Source organism: Streptomyces sp. NBC_01320, from assembly GCF_035974375.1.
GTDB classification, from domain to species: domain Bacteria; phylum Actinomycetota; class Actinomycetes; order Streptomycetales; family Streptomycetaceae; genus Streptomyces; species Streptomyces yanii.
Window position 1 is genome coordinate 6024306 of sequence record NZ_CP108390.1, and the last position, 19087, is coordinate 6043392.

The 19087-nt window shown below is 70.2% G+C and carries 16 protein-coding genes; 9 read left to right on the forward strand and 7 right to left on the reverse strand.

Going from position 1 to position 19087, the window contains the following annotated elements; all coding sequences use genetic code 11:
• Positions 1 to 133 precede the first annotated feature (133 nt).
• The 3 genes from OG395_RS27420 (at position 134) to OG395_RS27430 (ending at position 3082) form a co-directional block, all read left to right on the forward strand.
• Positions 134 to 1099 (forward strand): RNA polymerase sigma factor SigF, encoded by a 966-nt coding sequence (locus OG395_RS27420; RefSeq protein WP_327245301.1) that lies wholly within the window; start codon positions 134 to 136, stop codon positions 1097 to 1099.
• Between the two features lie 234 nt (positions 1100 to 1333).
• Positions 1334 to 2200 carry an RNA polymerase sigma factor SigF gene (locus OG395_RS27425; protein ID WP_037695075.1) on the forward strand — a complete coding sequence of 289 codons (867 nt, stop codon included), beginning with the start codon at positions 1334 to 1336 and terminating at the stop codon, positions 2198 to 2200.
• A 57-nt stretch (positions 2201 to 2257) separates the two neighbouring features.
• The gene (locus OG395_RS27430) at positions 2258 to 3082 is read left to right on the forward strand and encodes a hypothetical protein (protein ID WP_327245302.1); all 825 of its coding nucleotides are present in this window, start codon (positions 2258 to 2260) and stop codon (positions 3080 to 3082) included.
• Between the two features lie 24 nt (positions 3083 to 3106).
• Here the strand turns inward: OG395_RS27430 and OG395_RS27435 are convergent, their stop codons facing one another.
• A complete protein-coding gene (locus OG395_RS27435; protein ID WP_327245303.1) occupies positions 3107 to 3316 on the reverse strand; it encodes a hypothetical protein in 210 nt (69 codons plus the stop codon).
• Positions 3317 to 3988: 672 nt separating this feature from the next.
• On the opposite strand from OG395_RS27435, the gene OG395_RS27440 reads away from it, so the two are divergent.
• From OG395_RS27440 to OG395_RS27460, 5 genes are all read left to right on the forward strand, one after another.
• On the forward strand, positions 3989 to 4510 hold the full coding sequence (locus tag OG395_RS27440) for a MarR family winged helix-turn-helix transcriptional regulator (protein ID WP_327245304.1): 522 nt from the start codon (positions 3989 to 3991) through the stop codon (positions 4508 to 4510).
• A 23-nt stretch (positions 4511 to 4533) separates the two neighbouring features.
• Complete coding sequence (locus OG395_RS27445) at positions 4534 to 7029, forward strand: MFS transporter (protein WP_327245305.1); 2496 nt, start codon at positions 4534 to 4536, stop codon at positions 7027 to 7029.
• A 156-nt stretch (positions 7030 to 7185) separates the two neighbouring features.
• Positions 7186 to 8001, forward strand: coding sequence for a YceI family protein (locus OG395_RS27450; protein ID WP_327245306.1), 816 nt, complete (start codon positions 7186 to 7188; stop codon positions 7999 to 8001).
• Positions 8002 to 8010: 9 nt separating this feature from the next.
• Entirely contained in the window at positions 8011 to 8481 is a 471-nt protein-coding gene (locus OG395_RS27455; RefSeq protein WP_327245307.1) for a PPOX class F420-dependent oxidoreductase, read from the forward strand.
• Between the two features lie 13 nt (positions 8482 to 8494).
• Positions 8495 to 9448, forward strand: coding sequence for an NAD(P)-dependent oxidoreductase (locus OG395_RS27460; protein WP_327245308.1), 954 nt, complete (start codon positions 8495 to 8497; stop codon positions 9446 to 9448).
• Between the two features lie 364 nt (positions 9449 to 9812).
• Here OG395_RS27460 and OG395_RS27465 read toward each other — a convergent pair whose 3' ends face one another.
• Both OG395_RS27465 and OG395_RS27470 read right to left on the reverse strand, forming a co-directional pair.
• Positions 9813 to 10571: a TetR/AcrR family transcriptional regulator gene (locus OG395_RS27465; RefSeq protein WP_327245309.1), complete on the reverse strand. Its 759-nt coding sequence runs from the start codon at positions 10569 to 10571 to the stop codon at positions 9813 to 9815.
• A 107-nt stretch (positions 10572 to 10678) separates the two neighbouring features.
• Complete coding sequence (locus tag OG395_RS27470; RefSeq protein ID WP_327245310.1) at positions 10679 to 12202, reverse strand: MFS transporter; 1524 nt, start codon at positions 12200 to 12202, stop codon at positions 10679 to 10681.
• A gap of 149 nt (positions 12203 to 12351) precedes the next feature.
• On the opposite strand from OG395_RS27470, the gene OG395_RS27475 reads away from it, so the two are divergent.
• Complete coding sequence (locus tag OG395_RS27475; RefSeq protein ID WP_327245311.1) at positions 12352 to 13194, forward strand: endonuclease/exonuclease/phosphatase family protein; 843 nt, start codon at positions 12352 to 12354, stop codon at positions 13192 to 13194.
• Positions 13195 to 13207: 13 nt separating this feature from the next.
• Here the strand turns inward: OG395_RS27475 and OG395_RS27480 are convergent, their stop codons facing one another.
• Genes OG395_RS27480 through OG395_RS27495 form a run of 4 tightly spaced genes read right to left on the reverse strand, consistent with a single transcriptional unit; the run spans position 13208 to position 19026 of the window.
• Complete coding sequence (locus tag OG395_RS27480) at positions 13208 to 15340, reverse strand: ArnT family glycosyltransferase (RefSeq protein WP_327245312.1); 2133 nt, start codon at positions 15338 to 15340, stop codon at positions 13208 to 13210.
• Positions 15337 to 16647: a bifunctional glycosyltransferase family 2/GtrA family protein gene (locus OG395_RS27485; RefSeq protein ID WP_327245313.1), complete on the reverse strand. Its 1311-nt coding sequence runs from the start codon at positions 16645 to 16647 to the stop codon at positions 15337 to 15339. The genes OG395_RS27480 and OG395_RS27485 overlap by 4 nt, the downstream gene beginning before the upstream one ends.
• Positions 16648 to 16673: 26 nt before the next feature.
• Positions 16674 to 18296, reverse strand: a complete 1623-nt coding sequence (locus tag OG395_RS27490; RefSeq protein WP_327245314.1) for a sensor histidine kinase — start codon at positions 18294 to 18296, stop codon at positions 16674 to 16676.
• Complete coding sequence (locus OG395_RS27495) at positions 18289 to 19026, reverse strand: response regulator transcription factor (protein WP_266983553.1); 738 nt, start codon at positions 19024 to 19026, stop codon at positions 18289 to 18291. Before OG395_RS27495 ends, OG395_RS27490 begins: the two co-directional genes overlap by 8 nt.
• Positions 19027 to 19087 lie beyond the last annotated feature (61 nt).

A 19087-nucleotide genomic window follows, 5' to 3' on the forward strand; every position in this document is an offset into this window, starting at 1 on the left:
CCATGTGTTTAAACCAGCGTGACCTCAACACGACACTGCGCGGTGCTTGCACACAGTGGACATGTCTTGTGATGCTATGACCGCTTTTGACGGATGAGTTGACCGAAGTTGACCGCAAAGGGGTGGCCTCACCGTGCCGGCCAGTACAGCGCCTCAAGTGCCTCCCCAGATCGTCCAGAACGACGACGCCCAAACCACCCAAACAGCCCAGTCCGATGAATCCACTCAGTCCGATCAGACCGATCAGTCCACCCAGTCCGCCTCGGCGACCCGGGCCGCCCCGGCGGCCGAGAGCGTCCAGACCGAGACGCCCGACGGCACGACGCCCGCCAGGACCCGGGGCGCGGACACCAGGGCGCTCACCCAGGTCCTCTTCGGCCAGCTCAAGGAGCTGGAACCGGGGAGTGCGGAGCACGGCAGGGTGCGGGCCGCGCTGATCGAGGCGAACCTCCCCCTCGTGCGGTACGCCGCGGCACGCTTCCGGAGCCGTAACGAACCCATGGAGGACGTCGTCCAGGTCGGCACCATCGGGCTGATCAACGCCATCGACCGGTTCGACCCCGAACGCGGCGTCCAGTTCCCGACCTTCGCGATGCCCACCGTCGTCGGCGAGATCAAGCGGTACTTCCGGGACAACGTGCGGACGGTCCACGTGCCGCGGCGGCTGCACGAGCTCTGGGTGCAGGTCACCGGCGCCACCGAGGACCTGACGACCGCGCACGGCCGCTCGCCCACCACCGCGGAGATCGCCGAGCGGCTGAAGATCTCCGAGGAGGAGGTGCTGGCCTGCATCGAGGCGGGGCGCTCCTACCACGCGACCTCGCTGGAAGCCGCCCAGGAGGGCGACGGGCTGCCCGGACTGCTCGACCGGCTCGGCTACGAGGACCCCGCTCTCGCCGGGGTCGAGCACCGCGACCTGGTCCGTCATCTGCTCGTGCAGCTGCCCGAGCGCGAGCAGCGGATCCTGCTGCTGCGCTATTACAGCAACCTGACGCAATCACAGATCAGCGCCGAATTGGGCGTTTCCCAGATGCATGTGTCAAGACTGCTGGCCAGAAGCTTCGCGAGACTTCGATCCGCAAACAGGATCGAGGCGTAACCGGATCGGGTGAACCGATCAACGTCCCTCTCGGGCACTCAGAATGCCGCACACCCCCCGTTAACTGCGCATACGTCACCTGGACTTGTCGACATGTCACTACAGCGCGTTGCCGACATGTGACATTCTGCGTGAACCGCGTTTGCCGCAGCCCCGCCTCCGGTATTCAGGTGGAGGCTGCGTTCCTCCGATGGTCGTGGCTACCGCGACCGTCCGCGACCTCAAGGGGGTGGCATGTCCGCAGAACAGGGCAGCTCGAAGGTGCTCACGCTCACGAAGAGCGCACCCGCACCCGTTGTGCTCACCAGCTCGTCGGAAGCCATCGACACCCGCACTCTGTCCCGCTCCCTGTTCCTGCGGCTCGCCGCCCTGGGTCCCGCACCGGGGCCCGACGGACCGGACAGCCCGGAGCGTGCCTACGTGCGGGACACACTCATCGAGCTCAACCTCCCGCTGGTGCGATACGCCGCGGCGCGGTTCCGGAGCCGTAACGAACCGATGGAGGACATCGTCCAGGTCGGCACGATCGGCCTGATCAAGGCGATCGACCGGTTCGACTGCGAACGGGGCGTGGAGTTCCCGACGTTCGCGATGCCCACCGTCGTCGGCGAGATCAAGCGCTTCTTCCGTGACACCTCCTGGTCGGTGCGGGTGCCGCGCCGGCTCCAGGAGCTGCGGCTCGCGCTGACGAAGACCAGCGACGAGCTGGCTCAGAAGCTCGACCGTTCGCCGACCGTGCCGGAGCTCGCTGCGGCGCTCGGGGTCTCCGAGGAGGATGTGGTCGACGGCCTGGCCGTCGGCAACGCGTACACCGCCTCCTCACTGGACTCGCCCTCCCCGGAGGACGACGGCGGCGAGGGCTCGCTCGCGGACCGGCTCGGCTACGAGGACTCCGCGCTGGAAGGCGTCGAGTACCGCGAATCGCTGAAGCCGCTGCTGGCCAAACTCCCGCCCCGGGAGCGGCAGATCATCATGCTGCGGTTCTTCGCCAACATGACCCAGTCGCAGATCGGCGAGGAGGTCGGCATCTCGCAGATGCACGTCTCACGGCTGCTGACCCGGACGCTCGCCCAGCTCAGGGAAGGACTCATCGCCGACTGACCCACGCGCAGTCGCGCGAGGGTTTCGAATTGACGGACCGTCAGCCACACTGGCGCGATGCGACGTCAGACATTCGGCTCGACCGGCCGTCGGGGCACCGTGATCGTCGCTTCGGCGGCCGTGCTGTGCCTGGGCGGAGCACTCGCCGCCTGCGGCGCCGGGGCGGGCGACAAAGACGGCTATACGGCAGTCGGCGCGGCGGGCAGCGGGCCGGAGAAGGCACCCAAGGGCGCGGTCGCGCCTTCGGGCAGGGTGACGCTGATTCCGCTGGACGGGAAAAGCGACGGGGGCAAGGAGCCGAAGCCGCGCTCCTCCGCGGCAAGCGGTGACACCGGCGGTACGGGGGGCACCGGCAGTGGTGCGGGCGGTGGCGCGGCCGACCGCACGAGCGGCGGTGCGCAGTCCTCCAGCGGATCCGGCGGCACCACCGGGGGCTCTGCGGGCTCCGGGGGTGGTACGGGCTCCGCCGGCAGTACAGGTGGCAGTGGTACTGGTGGCACGGCCTCGGGCGGCGCGGGGGGCGGCTCCGCGACTCCCACCACCCCGTCCGCACCGGGGTCCACCGCACCCGCGGCACCTGCCGTCCTGACCCTGGGCGCACCCGAGCGGGTGGCGGCCGATCACCGCTGGTGCGAGAAGGTGACGGTCGAGTTCCGCAACACCGGCGGCTCACCGGCCCGGTCAGGAACGGTCACCTTCGCCACACACATCATCGGCGGGCTCGGGATCGACTGGGCGACCGTGGAAACGACCGCGCCGCTGCCCGCGCCGATCGACGCGGGAGCGGCGCGGGAGAAGACGTACACCGTCTGCGTGGACGCCTGGCGGGTGCCCCTGGGCATGCATGTCGAGACCCGGGACGTCACCGCCGTCTGGAAGTGACGGATGGGAAAGGGCGGGGTCGGGTCAGCGCAGCGCGAGCCAGGCGACCGCGCCGAGGATGACGATCACCGCGACGACGGCGACGATCACTCCGGTCTTCGGTCCGGACGACGCGGCCGGCTGCTGCCGGCGCTGCGGCTCGCCCTCGTCGACGAAGGCGCGGAACATCTGGGTGCTGCCCGCCGGGTCGTGGTTGCCCTCGGGGCCCTGCGGGGCATGGGGGTTGTGTGCCATGGGCCAGGACCCTAGCGAACTCGGGGAATCGGCCCAACCCCCGGGTCGGTGTAGGCGCGAGGCCGGAGCCGGGGATCCGGTGAAGGAACGGCGGGTGCGCGGCCCGGCCGGTGGGCACCGTGTGCCGGGTACGGGTCACGCGAGCGCCACGAGCCTGTCGGCCTCCGCATCCCTCGACGGGATGGCGCACACCCGCCCCCACCGCCTCTCCCCTTGGAGGAGCTCACACAATGGGCGCCCGGCACGCACGCTCGCTGCGTTGCCGAAATGCCCTCGTAGCTCCTTCCCCAAGCTCTCAGCTTCGTTCGAGCAGGGGGGACCCCGTCCGAGGACCGTCCAGCGCCTTGCGATCGCACGCACCGGACGCCGCGAGCTGATCGGACTCCCCTTTTGTGAGCTCCTCTTATTACGGGCGTGATGCACGACTGGGCCACCGCCCGTACCTCGCCGGTGCCGGCCCCACGCCCGCCGGGCGCACCCACACCGTCGGCATGTGGCACGAGACACACGCCTTCGAAATCCGCCCGCGCACCCTGGGTCTTTGACCCGAACCCGACGCATCCTTTTGCGTTCCTTTACTCCTGCAAGCCGGTTTTCGTTTGCCTGCAGCAACCAATGGCTTCTATGGTTGCCCTAAGCAACAAGATGCAGTGGCAACCGTCTGGGGGTCCCGTGGCCGCACGGAGTCAGTACGAAGAACTGGCCCGGCAGCTCAGCGCCGTGGGGGCCGTCAAACGCGGACTCGCGCGCATCCTCCCTGCTGAATGTCCTGGCGGATCCGCCGCGGTACTGGCCCTGCTCAGCCAGCACGGCGAAATGCGGATCAGCAGACTGGCCGAGCTGATGGCCGTCGACATGTCGGTTACCAGCCGACATGTCGCCCACGTGGCCGAGCGCGGCTGGATAGAACGGTCTCCGGACCCGGCGGACAAGCGGTCCCGCATCCTGCGGCTGACCCCCGCGGGCAACGCGGTACTCGGCGATCTGAACCGGCGGACCACCGAAATGTTCGCCCACAACCTTCAGGAATGGTCCGACGACGAGGTCGGACAGCTCAACACGTTGTTGGCCCGGCTGCGTGACAGTTTCGCCTGTCGCGGTTCCGGTGGGTGCGCCCCCGGAAGGCACAGCCACGAGTGCCGCATGCGGCCCGCCGACAGCGACGACGACTCGCACACCCGTACACCCGTGTAACAGAAGCAAAGCAAAGGAACTCAATGGCTACGACCACACCAACCGGTGTGCGGGGCGGCCACGCCAAGCACGGAGGAAGCTCTTCCTCCGAGGGCGCGCCGATGACACACCGGCAGATCATGGAAGCACTGGCCGGGCTGATGCTCGGCATGTTTGTCGCGATCCTGTCGTCGACCGTCGTCTCCAACGCTCTCCCCGAGATCATCTCGGACCTCGGTGGCGGCCAGTCCGCGTACACCTGGGTCGTCACGGCCTCGCTGCTCGCGATGACCGCCACCACTCCTCTGTGGGGCAAGCTCTCCGACCTGTTCAGCAAGAAGCTGCTGGTCCAGATAGCGCTCGTCATCTACGTCCTGGGCTCGGTCGTCGCGGGTCTGTCGACCAGCAGCGGCATGCTCATCGCCTGCCGTGTCGTCCAGGGCATCGGCGTCGGCGGTCTCTCCGCCCTCGCTCAGATCGTGATGGCCGCAATGATCGCCCCGCGCGAGCGCGGTCGCTACAGCGGATACATCGGTGCGGTGTTCGCCGTCGCCACCGTCGGTGGTCCACTGCTCGGCGGAGTCATCACCGACACCAGCTGGATGGGCTGGCGCTGGTGCTTCTACGTCGGTGTGCCGTTCGCCGTCATCGCGCTGATCGTGCTCCAGAAGACCCTGAAGCTCCCGGTCGTCAAGCGTGAGGTCAAGGTCGACTGGACCGGCGCGTTCTTCATCAGCGCCGCCGTCTCGCTGCTGCTGCTCTGGGTGACCTTCGCGGGCGACAAGTACGACTGGCTGTCCTGGCAGACCGGTGTGATGCTCGCGGGTTCCCTGATCCTCGCCCTGCTCTTCGTCTACACCGAGTCCCGGGCCAGCGAGCCGATCATCCCGCTGCGCCTCTTCCGTAACCGCACCATCACGCTGGCCTCGCTGGCCTCGCTGTTCGTCGGTATCGCGATGTTCGCGGGCACGGTCTTCTTCAGCCAGTACTTCCAGCTGGCGCGGGGCAAGTCGCCGACGATGTCCGGCGTCATGACGATCCCGATGATCGCGGGTCTGTTCATCTCCTCGACGGTCTCCGGCCAGATCATCACGAAGACCGGCCGCTGGAAGGCCTGGCTGGTCAGCGGTGGCTTCCTGGTCACCGCCGGGCTCGGGCTGCTGGGCACCCTCCGGTACGACACGGAGTACTGGCACATCGCCGCCTTCATGGCCGTGATGGGTCTCGGTATCGGCATGATGATGCAGAACCTGGTGCTCGCCACGCAGAACCAGGTCGCTCCGTCCGACCTCGGCTCGGCCAGCTCCGTCGTCACCTTCTTCCGTTCCCTCGGTGGTGCGATCGGCGTCTCGGCGCTGGGCGCCGTCATGGCGAACCGGGTCACCCACTACGTCAAGGACGGCCTCGCGGACCTCGGCCCGAAGGGCGCGGCCCTGGGCCACGGCGGCACCGGCGGCGGGGGCATCCCCGACCTGGACAAGCTGCCCGCACCGTTCCGTACGGTCGTGGAGAGCGCCTACGGGCACGGTGTCGGCGACGTGTTCCTGTACGCCGCTCCGGCCGCGCTGATCGCCTTCCTCATCACGATCTTCATCAAGGAGGTCGCGCTGAAGACGAACGCGGCGAACGACGCCCCGGTGGCGGCCGATGCTCCCGCCGAGGTTCCCTCCGCGGTGCTCGCCGAGGTCCCGTCCGGTGCTGCCGCGCTGGTCTCCGAGAGCGCGGCCGGGGTCACCTCGGTCGCCACGCTCGAAGCTCCGGTGGCAACCGTGCAGGGCACCCCGGTGAGCGGTGTGGTGCGGGGCGCCGAGGGCGCACCGGTCGCCCGGGCCGCGGTCACGCTGATCTCGCTGGGCGGCCGGCAGCTGGGGCGCTCCGTCGCCCAGGCCGACGGCAGCTACCGTCTGGACGCGCCGGGCGCCGGCAGCTACGTCCTGATCGCATCCGCCGACGGCTTCCAGCCGCAGGCGTCCACCGTGGTCGTCGGCGACCGGCAGCTGTCGTACGACATCCTGCTCGCCGGTACGAGTGGCCTGGCCGGGACCGTGCGGGCCGCCGAGAGCGGTGATCCGGTCGACGGCGCCATGGTCATCGTGACCGATGTGCGCGGTGATGTGCTGGCCACCGGCAAGTCCACCGGGGCCGGCGAGTTCACCTTCGCCGAGCTGGTGCCCGGTGCGGTGACCGTCGCGGTGAACGCCGCCGGCTTCCGTCCGCTGGCGCTGCCGGTGGAGATCGGCGGCCAGGGTGTCACCAGGGTCGACGCCGTACTGCAGTCCGGTGCGCTGGTCCAGGGTGTCGTGCGGGCCGGTTCGGCCCGGCGGCCGCTCCCGGACGCCCGCGTCACGCTCGTCGACGCGGCGGGCAATGTGGTCGCCACCTCGACGACCGGGGAGGACGGGGCGTACGCCTTCGCCGACCTGGACGCGGGCGAGTACTCGGTCATCGCGACCGGCTACCCGCCGGTCGCCGGCGCGCTGACCGTGGCCGGTCGCGGGGTCGACGGCCACGACATCGAACTCGCCCACCCCGGCGAGTGATCGAGTAACACAGACCCCTGGTGGACAGCGCTTCGAGCGGAGAGGCTGCCCCCGGTGGAAATGGGCCCCGGTGGTGGGGACGGCAGGCAGGGGACGGCCTGCCGTCCCCGCCCCGGGGCCCGACTCATTGAGTCATGGAACAAGGAGAGAAACGGGATGGGACTTCGCGCACAGGTACGGACGCGGGACGGCTGGGCCGTCCAGCACGCGGTCGTGACGGTGACCGACATGACCGGCACCCAGGTGCTGCGAGCCGCCGCCGACGAGGACGGGGCGGTACGGACCGACGCCCTGCTCCCGGCCGGCGCGTACACGGTGATCGTGACCGCGGTCGGGTACGCCCCCGCCGCGTCGACCGCCCTCGTCACGGCGAGCGGACGGGTCGAGGCCGGCACGGTGGTGCTGGCCCGCCAGGGCGGCGTGGAGCTGCCGCCACCGGGCGCCTGGTCGCTGGACCCGGCGCACTCCTCGGTGGGCGCGGTCGCGCAGCACCTGGGGATCTCCAGCGTGCACGGCCGGTTCACCGAGTTCGGCGGCCGGATCGAGATCGCCGAGGAGGTCCACCGCTCCCGCGTCGACGCCGTGATCAGCGCGGCCAGCATCGACACGGGCAACGGCATGCGGGACAAGCACCTGCGCTCGCCGGACTTCCTCGATGCGGACCGATTCCCGGAGATCACGTACCGCTCGAACGGGCTCACCCCGGCCGGCCCCGACCGCTGGACCGTGCACGGCCTGCTGACGATGCGCGGCGTCGAGCGCCCGGTCGACCTGAACCTGAGCTACCTCGGCACCGGCCCCGACCCGTGGGGCGGGGTGCGCGCGGCGTTCAGCGCAACGGCAGAGCTGCGCCGCGACGATTTCGCCATGAACTACAACCAGGTGGTGCAGGCGGGCATCTCGGCGATCGGCACGACACTGCGGGTGGAACTGGACATCCAGGCCGTGCAGGGCGAGACCCTGCCGTCGTAGTCTGCGGACATGGCACCCAACATCGCGACCAACACCGCCGTGGAACTCGATGAGTTGCTGGCGTTCGTACGGCCCCGGCACCGGGCGATCCTGCTGACCACCCGGGCCGACGGCCGCCCCCAGGGATCCCCGCTGACGTGCGGCGTCGACGACGCCGGCCGGATCGTCGTCTCGACCTACCCCGAACGGGCGAAGACCCGGAACGCGAAGCGGGACGAGCGCGTGAGCGTGATCGTCCTGTCGGACGACTGGAACGGGCCGTGGGTGCAGATCGACGGGTCGGCCGAGGTGGTCGACGCGCCCGACTCGGTCGAGCCGCTCGTCGAGTACTTCCGGAACATCTCGGGAGAGCACCCGGACTGGGACGAGTACCGGGCGGCGATGGTGAAGCAGGGCAAGTCGATCATCCGGATCACCCCGGAGCGGTGGGGGCCCATTGCTACGGGCGGTTTCCCCGCCCACCTGGCGCCCGGCAGCTGACGGCTGTTCCAGGATGAGTGAGAACGTCCTTCCGGCGCCGGGGCTGCTCGCGCGGGCCCGGCTGCTCGCCGCACCGACCGTCGGCGCCTCCGTCGTCCGCGGCCTGGAGCGGGTCACCGGCCGCCCGGTGGAACAGGGTTTCTCCGGCGCACCGCCGGAGGAACCCTTCATCTGTGTCGGGGCCGCGCTGCCGGATGCGCTGCGGGGCGGGCCACTGGTCTGGTTCCACAGCGTGAACGCCGGGACGGACACCCTGCTGAGCGCCGGACCATGGCCGTCCGGGGCGCTGCTCACCCGGACGGTGGGCCGCATGGGTGAGCGGATCGCCCAGTACGTACTGGCCTGGGTGCTCGCCGACTGTCAGTCCGTCCCCGGGTTCGTCGCCCAGCACGCACGGGCCGAGTGGCGCCGTATCCCCTCCGAACTCGCCTCCGGGCAGACCGCCCTGATCTACGGGACCGGTCGCATCGGCTCGGCCGTCGCCGGCCTGCTGCGCGGGTGCGGCATCCGGACCGTGGGCGTGGGGCGCGGGGCAGGTGCGACGCCGGCGGGCTTCGACCGGGTCGTCGGGGCGGACGACGACGCCGAATCGCTCGCGTCCGCACGCTGGGTGGTCTCCACTCTGCCGCTGACTCCCGCGACGGCCGGCTTCTTCGGGGCGGACCGGTTCGCAGGCATGGGCGGTGCCACGTTCATCAATGTCGGCAGGGGCGCGACCGTGGACATGCGTGCGCTGGAGGCCGGGCTGCGCTCCGGTGCGGTGGGCGGGGCGGTGCTCGACGTGCTGCCCGAGGAACCCGCCGTGCCCGGCGATCGCTGCTGGCAGCTGCCTCGTACGGTGATCACCTCGCACTCCGCGGGCATCACGGCGGACGAGGACGTCGTCACGGACTTCGCCGCGTGCTGGCAGGCGTTGGCGGCGGGGCGGGTGCCGGGGACGGCCGTGGACGTGGGGCGCGGGTACTGAAGGGTGCGGGACACACCCTGGAGGACGCCCCCGGACGTTCCCCGGGGGCTTTCCTCTGGATCAGGGACCGGCGACGACGCGACAGATGTGCGCGACGGCCCCTGCGGGCCCGGCATGATCCGGACGAGAGGCCCTGGTGCCCCTCCCGGCAAGCTCTGCCCCGTCGCACCGCCCGACACGCCCTCCCCCAAGGCCTTGAGAGCCAGGGGCCCCCTTCCGCGTCGGCCAGAAGCCCTGGTGGCTCCTTCCCCAAGCTCTCCACTCCGTTCGAGCAGGGGAGACCTCATCCAAGGACGTCCGGCCGCCTTGCGATCGCACGCACCGGACGGCGCTCCTCGTGGGGCAAACACTGCCGGTCACCGCACTAGCGGTCCCGCATCGCCTCGATCCCCGCGATCAGCAGGTCCAGTGCGAACGTGAAGTCCCGCTCGCGCATCTCCTCGACCGTGTCGCCGCCGCGGGCGTCCATCAGGTCCTGCGACGACTCGACGATCCGGCTGAGCTGCGGCTGGGACCGGATCGTGCGCATCGCCTGCTGGAAGAACTCGTCCTGGCTGAGCCCCGCCGCCGCGGAACGCTGCACGATGTGGCCCTCGATGGTGCCGAATCCGTACACGAACTGGAAGACCGCGGAGAGAGCGCCCGTCTGCTGGTGCAGCGGCAGCCCGGTCGCCCGGATCACGTCCTGGACGGCGTACGAGAACAGCATCGAGTGCGGGCCGATATTGAGGAAGTGTCCGGCGAGCGGCGACACCCAGACGTGCCGGACCAGGAGCTCCCGGTAGGTGGTGGCCAGTTCGCGGAGCCGGTCGTGCCAGTGCGCCTCCTCCCGGGGAGGCGCGATCTCGCTGTAGACCGAGTCGAGGGCCAGCTCCAGCAGGTCGTCCTTGGTGTCGACGTACCAGTAGAGGGACATCGCGGTGACGTCCAGTTCGGCGGCGAGCCGACGCATGGAGAACTTGGCGAGACCCTCGGCGTCCAGCAGCCGGACCGACGCCGCGGTGATCCTGTCGCGGTCGAGGCCGGCCGGCTGGTCCGATTTACGGGTGCGCGACGGTGCCCGCTGATCCAGCCACACACTGGTCCTGGCAGGGTTCTTCACTCGGTCGGCCGCGGACACCATGGCGCACTCTCCTCGTCTTGCCGGCGGGACGGACGGGATGACTGAACCGGATCCGTACCCCGTGCGCACGAACCGGATTCGCACAATCCGGTACGCCCTGCCTGATGCTATGCCGCTGCCGCGGCCGAGTCTGCCCGAGTAGATTCTGCCCGCTCCGCCCGGCGCAGGAGCACTGCGGCCAGCAGCCCGCCCGCCAGCACCGCCACCGCCCCGACCAGCTGGCTGGTCTCCAGTCCCGAGGCGAAGGCGTCGGTGATCCGCTGCCGCTCGCCGTCGTCGGTCGCCGCGGCGAGCGCCGCGGGAAGCGAGGCAGCCCCGACGGCCGCCGGCACGAGCGCCGCGAACCGCGAGTTCAGCACCGCGCCGAGGACCGCGACCCCCAGTCCGTTGCCGAACTCGGCGAGCGTGCCGTTGACCCCCGCGCCCACCCCCGCCTTCTCCGGCGGAATGGCACTCATGATCGCGTTGGCCATGGCCGGCATGGCGAGTGCGATGCCCGCGCCCATGACGACCAGACCGAGCAGCATGCCGCCGTAGCCGTTGCCGCCCAGCAGGGCGATCGCGGCGAGACCTGCGGCCAGCAGGCTCATCCCGGCGGCGATCGTGACGGGCGTGCCCAGCTTGGGCACCAGCCTGGCGCCCAGGCCCGTGAGGTTGAGCGCGACGACGCTCAGCGCCAGCGGTGCCGTACGCAGACCCGCCTCCAGCGGCTCGTATCCGAGGACGAACTGGAGCTGCTGGGTGAGCAGGAAGAGCGAGCCGCCCATCCCGAAGGCGACCAGGATCGCGCCCGCGACCGCCCCGATGAACTTCTGGTTCCGGAAGAAGTGCATGTCCAGCATCGGGTACGGAATGTGCAGCTCCCACAGCACGAATCCGGTGAGGACACAGACCCCGGTGAACGCGGTCAGCAGCACCTGGCCCGAGGTCCAGCCGTGCTCCGGGCCGGAGATGATCGCGTACACGACGGAGGCCATGCCGATGGTGGACAGCAGCGCGCCGAGCAGGTCGGGGCGCTCGCCGCGCGGATTCCTGGACTCCGGGACGAGACGGATCACGGCGACCAGGCCGACGACCGCGACCGGGATGTTGATCAGGAAGATCGCGCCCCACCAGAAGTGGTCGAGCATCACTCCGCCGATCAGGGGTCCCACGGCGAAGCCGAGCGAGCTGACGGTCGACCAGACGCCGATCGCCTTGACCCGTTCGGTGTCGTCGAAGATCTGGACGACGACAGCAAGGGTCGTGGTCATCAGCAGCGCACCGCCGATGCCCATGCCTGCGCGGGCGGCGATCAACTGCACGGACGTCTGGGCCAGTCCGGCCACCAGCGAGCCGATGCCGAACAGGGCGAGCCCGGCGACCAGCATCTTCTTGCGGCCGTAACGGTCGGCGGAACTGCCTGCCGTGAGCAGCAGGCCCGACTGGACCAGCGAATAGGCGTTGATCATCCACTGCACATCGGCGGTGGACGCGTCCAGCTCCCGGGTGAGGGAGGGGATCGCGACGTTGAGGACGGTGTTGTCGAGCAGCACGGTGAGCTGGGCGAGGCAGATGACGCCGAGGATCAGCCAGCGTTGCGGGTGGCTCGGTGACGAGAGGTGGTTCTGCTCGGCGGCGGTCGCCGTCATGCGGGCTCCTTGCGCTCCTGTGGTTCCTATACGGCGTACGAGGGAAGCGTTGTACACCGTAAAGCACCTCCCATACGGTGTACAAGCGAATTTCGCAGGGTACGGTGCTCGACGCTGATCGACAGGGAGCCGACTAGGGCTGGAGTGGCATGTCACTGCGTCGTCGTACGGTGGAAGTCCTGATTGCCGCGGGTCTGTTGGGGGCGGCCGCCGTCCCGCCCGCCGGAGCTGCCGGGCAGGGGCATCCGGTGCCTCTGCGCGTCGCCACGTACAACATCCATGCCGGCTCGGGCATGGACAACGTCTTCGATCTGGACCGGCAGGCGGCGGAACTCCGCGCGCTGGACGCCGATGTGATCGGGCTCCAGGAGGTCGACGTCCACTGGGGCACACGCAGCGAGTGGCGCGATGTCGCGGGCGAGCTTGCGGAGCGGCTGGACATGCAGGTGTCGTTCGCCCCGATCTACAGTCTCGATCCGGAGACTCCCGGTGCGTCCCGGCGCGAGTTCGGGGTCGCGGTGCTGTCGAAGTACCGGATCGTGAGCGCCGAGAACCACGAGATCACCCGGCTCTCCACCCAGGTACCCAACCCCGTGCCGGAGCCCGCGCCCGGCTTCGGTGAGGTGGTCGTACGGGTGAAGGGGATGCCCGTGCATGTGTATGTGACGCACCTCGACTACCGCGGCGACCCGTCCGTGCGGATCGCGCAGGTCGCCGACACCCGGCGGGTCATGGCGGAGGACGAGGGGCGGAAGGTGCTGCTCGGCGACTTCAACGCGGAGCCGAGTGCCCCGGAGCTGGCCCCGTTGTGGAAGGACCTGACCGACGCCGAACCGAATGCGCCGACCTTCCCCGCACTGGACCCGGTGAAACGGATCGACTTCGTGGCGGTGTCGAAGGACGGCGTACGGGTACGCGACGCGGCGGTGTCCGAGACACTTGCCTCGGACCACCGCCCGGTTGTCGCCGATCTGCTGCTGCTCCGGCGCTGACGGCCGGTTCGGGTCAGCTCGTGGGCTGAGTCAGGTCGTAGAAGGTCGAACTGCCGACAGTGACCTTCTCGAAGGTGTCCTCGACCCACGAGCTGATCCTGGACGAGGTGCCGCTGTCGCCGCCCGTGGCGCCCATCCCGCCCGTGCCGCTCGAAATGAAGTAGTGGATCCTTCCGTCCTCGACATACTGCTTGAACTGGGCGAGTGTCGGGGACGGGTCACTGCCGTTGAATCCGCCGATCGCCATCACCGGGTCGCCGGTGGCGAGCTGGTAACTGGCGGCGTTCTGCGAGCCGATGGCCGCGGCTGCCCAGGTGTAGGCGTCGGCGTTCGTCCCCAGGAGCTTCTTGGCCCGGGAACTGACGGACGAGCCGTTCAGCAGACCGCCCATACCGCCGCCTCCGCCCATGCCGCCTTCGGTCATGCCACCGGGGCCGCCGCCCGGCATGCCGTTCTGCTGATTGCCCTGGCCCTGGGCCTGGCCCTGTTGGCCACCACCCGGGAAGCCGCCCTGGCCGCTGGTCGGCGGCCGGCCCATGCCGCCGCCCTGCTGATTGGCCTGACTGTTCCGGCCCGGCGGCTGCATTCCGCCACCTCCGGGACCACCCCTGCCACCACCGCCCATCATGCTGGCGCCCGACGGGCCGGCCGTGACGATCGAGCCCTGGTGCCCGCTGTTCAGCGTGCTGAGGGTGTACGCCGTCGGACCGGCCAGCGACGCGACGAAACCGATCCCCACCGCGGCGAGCGCCAGCCGGCGCCCGGCCCTGCCCGCGAGCAGCAGGCCCGCCGCGCCCACGAGACCGCCGATGAGGACGGCCCAGCGCAGCCACGGCAGGTAGTCCGGGGTCCGCCCCAGCAGGACGTACGACCAGAGCGCCGTGACAGCGACCGTGGCGCCGAGCACTCCGCTCGCCGCCCACTTGGCCCGCTCCTCCCACAGAACCGTTACGCCCATCCCGACGAGCGCCGCGATGTAGGGGGCCAGGGCGACCGTGTAGTACTGGTGGAAGATGCCGGCCATGAAGCTGAAGACCATCGCGGTCATCAGCAGCGAGCCGCCCCAGGCGAGGAAGGCCGCGCGGGCGATGTCCGTCCGTTTAGCCCTCCAGGTGAGCCAGATGCCCGCGATGAGCAGGATCAGCGCGGCGGGCAGCAGCCAGGAGATCTGGCTGCCGATCTCGGAGTTGAACATCCGGCCGATGCCGGTCTCGCCCCACTGGCCACCGGACTGACCGCCGCCGCCTCCGACGCTGCCGGTCTCGTCGCCGCTGATCCGGCCGAGCCCGTTGTAGCCGAAGGTCAGCTCCAGGAAGGAGTTGTTCTGCGAACCGCCGATGTACGGACGGGAGGATGCGGGCCAGAGCTCGACGATCGCCACCCACCAGCCGCCCGCGACGACCATCGCGAGTGCGGAGAGGCCGAGTTGACCGAACCGCTTCCGTACCGTCGTCGGCGCGCACACCGCGTACAGCACGGCCAGCGGCGGCAGGATCAAAAACGCCTGCAAGGTCTTCGACAGGAACGCAAGACCGACCGCGACCCCGGCCCACACCAGCCACTTCGTCCGGCCGTGCTCCAGCGCCCGCAGCACGCAGTAGACCGTCGCGGTCATCAGCAGCGCGAGCAGCGCGTCCGGGTTGTTGAAACGGAACATCAGCGCGGCGACGGGCGTGAGCGCGAACACCGCCATCGAGATCAGTCCGGCGGCCGCGCCGAACCGTCGCCGCACCGCCGCGTACAGCACACCCGCCGTCGCCACCCCCATCAGCACCTGCGGAGCGAGAATCGCCCACGAGCTGAGGCCGAAGATCCGTACCGACAGGGCCATCGGCCAGAGCGTGGCCGGAGGCTTGTCGACGGTGATGGCGTTGGCGGCGTCCAGCGAGCCGAAGAAGAACGCCTTCCAGCTCTGGCTGCCGGCCTGAACGGCCGCGGAGTAGAAGGAGTTGGCGTAGCCGGAGGCGCTGAGATTCCACAGGTAGGCCAGTGCGATGGCCAGGAGCAGGGTGAGGAAGGCGGGCCGTACCCAGCGAGGGTCCTCGGGCCTGCCCCGTCGGACGCGCCGCAGGAACGGCTCTTCCGCAGCCGGTGCAACCGCCGGCGGCGCCGCCGGAAAACGGTCGGTGGGGTGCAGCGTGGTCATCGGACGTTCCCCAGTTCGTGGTGAGTGTCGTCGGCGTGGCCGGCCGTGGCAGCCGCGGGGGTGCGGTCCGGGAAGACCCAGGCGCGGAAGAGCAGGAACCGCAGCACGGTCGCCGCGAGATTGGCCGCGATCAGCACGGCGAGCTCCGTACCGTGCGACGGCGATCCGGACGTCGTTCCCAGCGCCGCGAGCGAACCGCTGGTCAGTGCGAGGCCGATGGCGAAGACGACGAGGCCCTGCGCCTGATGGCGTACCGCGCCGCCACGGCCGCGTACGCCGAAGGTGAGCCTCCGATTGGCTGCCGTATTGGCGACGGCCGACACCAGCAGCGCGCCGCCGTTGGCGATCTGGGGGCCGGCGCCCAGTCGGAAGAGCGAGTACAGGGCGAGATAGAAGAGCGTGGAGAGCGCGCCCACGACGCAGAACCCGACCAGCTGGCGGGCCAGGCCGCCCGGCACACCGCTCAGCCCGCGGTCGCGCGGATCGTCCCCGAAGGGACGGGTGAGACGGTCCAGCGGCAGCGCCCCGACGGCCAGCGCCCGCCCCACCCGCCACACGCCTTTCAGGTCCTCGGTAGCCGTCCGCACGATGTGGACCGTGGAGTCGGGGTCGTCGATCCAGTCGACCGGCACCTCATGGATGCGCAGCCCGGCGCGCTCGGCGAGGACCAGCAGCTCGGTGTCGAAGAACCAGCCGGTGTCCTCGACCATCGGCAGCAGCCGTTGCGCGACGTCCTGCCGAATGGCTTTGAACCCGCACTGCGCGTCACTGAACCGCGCGGCCAGCGACGACCGGAGGATGAGGTTGTAGGCCCGCGAGATGAACTCCCGCTTCGATCCGCGCACGACCCGCGAACTGCGGGCCAGCCGCGACCCGACGGCCAGGTCCGAGTGGCCGGAGATCAGCGGGGCGACGAGCGGGAGCAGAGCGTTGAGGTCGGTGGAGAGATCGACGTCCATGTAGGCGAGGACCGGGGCGTCCGACTGCGACCAGACGGTACGCAGCGCCCTTCCGCGCCCCTTCTCCTCCAGCCGGTACGAGCGGCACCGCGGGAGGATCGCCGCCAGCCGGGCCGCCACCTGGGGCGTGCGGTCGGTGCTCGCGTTGTCGGCGACGGTGATCCGGAAGGCGTACGGGAAAGTGCGCACCAGATGGTCGTGCAGGCGCAGCACACAGGTTTCGAGGTCCTTCTCCTCGTTGTAGACGGGTACCACCACGTCGAGGACGGGGACATCTGCCGCGTCGACCGCTCCGGCCAGGAGATGCTCCCGGGCCGGCAAGGTGCTCCAGGAAGAGTCGGTTCGCATGTCATCGACAGTCGCCAACCCCGCTGTCACACCGGTGTGATGGACCTGTGGTTGTGCTGTGAGCCGGTACGGACCGGCGGAACAGCAGGCAGAACCGCCGGCAGATGGACGGCGAAGACCGTGCACCCCGGCACCGACCGCACCTCCACCCGACCGCCGTGCGCGGTGACGACAGCCTGCACGATGGCGAGGCCGAGCCCGGTGGAACCCGCGCTGCGCGAGCGCGACGCATCGCCGCGCGCGAACCGTTCGAAGACATGCGGCAGCAACTGGGCAGGGATTCCCGGCCCGTCGTCCTGCACCTCCAGCGTCACCCACGGGTGAGCGGCCCCGGCCCGTACGCGCGCGATGACGGTGGTGCCGGGCGGGGTGTGCGTACGGGCATTGGCCAGCAGATTGACCAGCACCTGGTGGAGCCTGGTCGGATCGGCGTGCACGGTCGCGGGTTCGTCGGGCAGTTCCAGCCGCCAGTGATGGCCCCGTTGCCCGGCTGCCCGGGCATCGCTCACCGCGTCGACGACGATCGGTGACAGATCAGTGCTCTCGCACGAGAGCGGGCGCCCGGCATCGAGGCGGGCCAGGAGCAGGAGATCCTCCACCATGCCCGTCATCCGCTCCGCCTCGGACTCGATCCGCCCCAGCGCGTGCCGGGTGTCCGGACCGGTCTCCTCGCGTCCGCGCCGGGTCAGTTCGGCGTACCCGCGGATCGAGGCCAGCGGCGTCCGCAGCTCATGGCTGGCGTCCGCGACGAACTGCCGTACCCGCATCTCGCTCTCCTGGCGCACCGCGAGCGCCGAACCGACATGGCCCAGCATCCGGTTGAGCGCCGCGCCCACCTGTCCGACCTCTGTCCGCGGATCCGCCTCGGCGGCCGGTACCCGCTCCAGGGGTGCCACCTCACCGCTGTGCAACTGGAGTTCGGAGACCCGGGTGGCGGTCGCGGCGACCCGGCGCAGCGGTCGCAGCGCGACCCCGACCATGGCGGCCCCGGCGATCCCGGCGGCGATCAGCCCGGCCCCGGTGACACAGACCTCGACGAGGATCAGGGTGGTCAGGGCGCCGCGCACCTCGGCGGCGGGGATGCCGACGAGGACGGTCGTCGCCTCGTCCGCCCCCTCGACGGCCTCCACGCGGTACGAGCCGAGTCCGGGCAGATCGACGCCGCGCGCCCCGTCCCCGACCTCGACGCCCGCCGCCTCCAGGGCCTTCCGCTCCGCGCCCTTCAGCGGCCTCACACCGGCCGCTGCGGTCTGTTCGAGGGCGTCGGAGTTGTCCTGGACCACGCTCGACGCAGTGATCGAGCCGTCCACGGACACCGCACCGAGCGTGCCGAAAGGCTGCCCGCGGGCATCTATGAACGCCAGCGGGTCACCGTCCGGGCCGTCGGCGGGCATCGGCAGACCACCCGCGCCGGCCGCGCCGCCGCGCGGCGGTGGCTTCAAGGCCCGCATGGCGATGGAGTGCAGCTGATCGTCGAGCTTGCCGTACATGTAGCTGTGGAAGGCGATGGCGGTGACCGAGCCGATCACCGCGGCCACCACGGCGATCAGCGTCACCGCGGACACCACCAGCCGGGTCCGCAGCGTCCACGGCCGCCGTCCCGTCCGCTCTCCCCGCCGCCGCGCCCGGCCGCTCACCGGGCTATTCACCGGGCTTGATGAGATATCCGGCCCCGCGCCGGGTGTGGATCATCGGCGTCCGTCCGGCGTCGATCTTCTTGCGCAGATACGAGATGTACAGCTCGACGACGTTCGCCTGCCCGCCGAAGTCGTAGTTCCACACGCGGTCGAGGATCTGTGCCTTGCTCAGCACCCTTCGCGGATTGCGCATCAGGAAGCGCAGCAGCTCGAACTCGGTCGCGGTGAGGTGGATGGACGTCGTCCCCCGGCTCACCTCGTGGCTGTCCTCGTCGAGCACCAGGTCACCGACGACGAGCGTCGACTCGCTCCGTACCGTCGCCGTCCCGGACCGCCGGATCAGCCCGCGCAGCCGCGCCACGACCTCCTCCAGGCTGAACGGCTTCGTCACATAGTCGTCGCCGCCCGCCGTGAGCCCGGCGATCCGGTCCTCCACCGAGTCGCGCGCGGTCAGGAACAGCACGGGGACTTCGGAGAGGTCCCGGCGCAGCTTGCCGAGCACCGAGAGCCCGTCGGTGTCGGGCAGCATCACATCGAGGATCACCGCGTCCGGCCGGAAGTCACGCGCCATGCGGACGGCACTCGCACCGTCCCCGGCGCTGCGCACCTCCCAGCCCTCGTAGCGCAGGGCCATGGACAGCAGCTCGGCGAGCGGCGCCTCGTCGTCCACGACCAGCACGCGGACGGGATTGCGGTCCGGCCTGAGCAGTTCGGTACGCCCCTGGGGGGTGGTCGTCGTCATGCCTCAACCCTGTGAGACGCCTCTGAGAGGGTCCTTTCCCGATCCTGTGAATTCCCTGAGA

Bases quoted from the DNA above. Each gene is read 5' to 3' on its own strand.
- OG395_RS27485 (WP_327245313.1), bottom strand. From the start codon at position 16,647: ATGCGAACCGACTCTTCCTGGAGCACCTTGCCGGCCCGGGAGCATCTC.
- OG395_RS27445 (WP_327245305.1), top strand. From the start codon at position 4,534: ATGGCTACGACCACACCAACCGGTGTGCGGGGCGGCCACGCCAAGCAC.
- OG395_RS27480 (WP_327245312.1), bottom strand. From the start codon at position 15,340: ATGACCACGCTGCACCCCACCGACCGTTTTCCGGCGGCGCCGCCGGCG.
- OG395_RS27495 (WP_266983553.1), bottom strand. From the start codon at position 19,026: ATGACGACGACCACCCCCCAGGGGCGTACCGAACTGCTCAGGCCGGAC.
- OG395_RS27475 (WP_327245311.1), top strand. From the start codon at position 12,352: ATGTCACTGCGTCGTCGTACGGTGGAAGTCCTGATTGCCGCGGGTCTG.
- OG395_RS27430 (WP_327245302.1), top strand. From the start codon at position 2,258: ATGCGACGTCAGACATTCGGCTCGACCGGCCGTCGGGGCACCGTGATC.
- OG395_RS27465 (WP_327245309.1), bottom strand. From the start codon at position 10,571: ATGGTGTCCGCGGCCGACCGAGTGAAGAACCCTGCCAGGACCAGTGTG.
- OG395_RS27450 (WP_327245306.1), top strand. From the start codon at position 7,186: ATGGGACTTCGCGCACAGGTACGGACGCGGGACGGCTGGGCCGTCCAG.
- OG395_RS27470 (WP_327245310.1), bottom strand. From the start codon at position 12,202: ATGACGGCGACCGCCGCCGAGCAGAACCACCTCTCGTCACCGAGCCAC.
- OG395_RS27460 (WP_327245308.1), top strand. From the start codon at position 8,495: ATGAGTGAGAACGTCCTTCCGGCGCCGGGGCTGCTCGCGCGGGCCCGG.
- OG395_RS27425 (WP_037695075.1), top strand. From the start codon at position 1,334: ATGTCCGCAGAACAGGGCAGCTCGAAGGTGCTCACGCTCACGAAGAGC.
- OG395_RS27455 (WP_327245307.1), top strand. From the start codon at position 8,011: ATGGCACCCAACATCGCGACCAACACCGCCGTGGAACTCGATGAGTTG.
- OG395_RS27435 (WP_327245303.1), bottom strand. From the start codon at position 3,316: ATGGCACACAACCCCCATGCCCCGCAGGGCCCCGAGGGCAACCACGAC.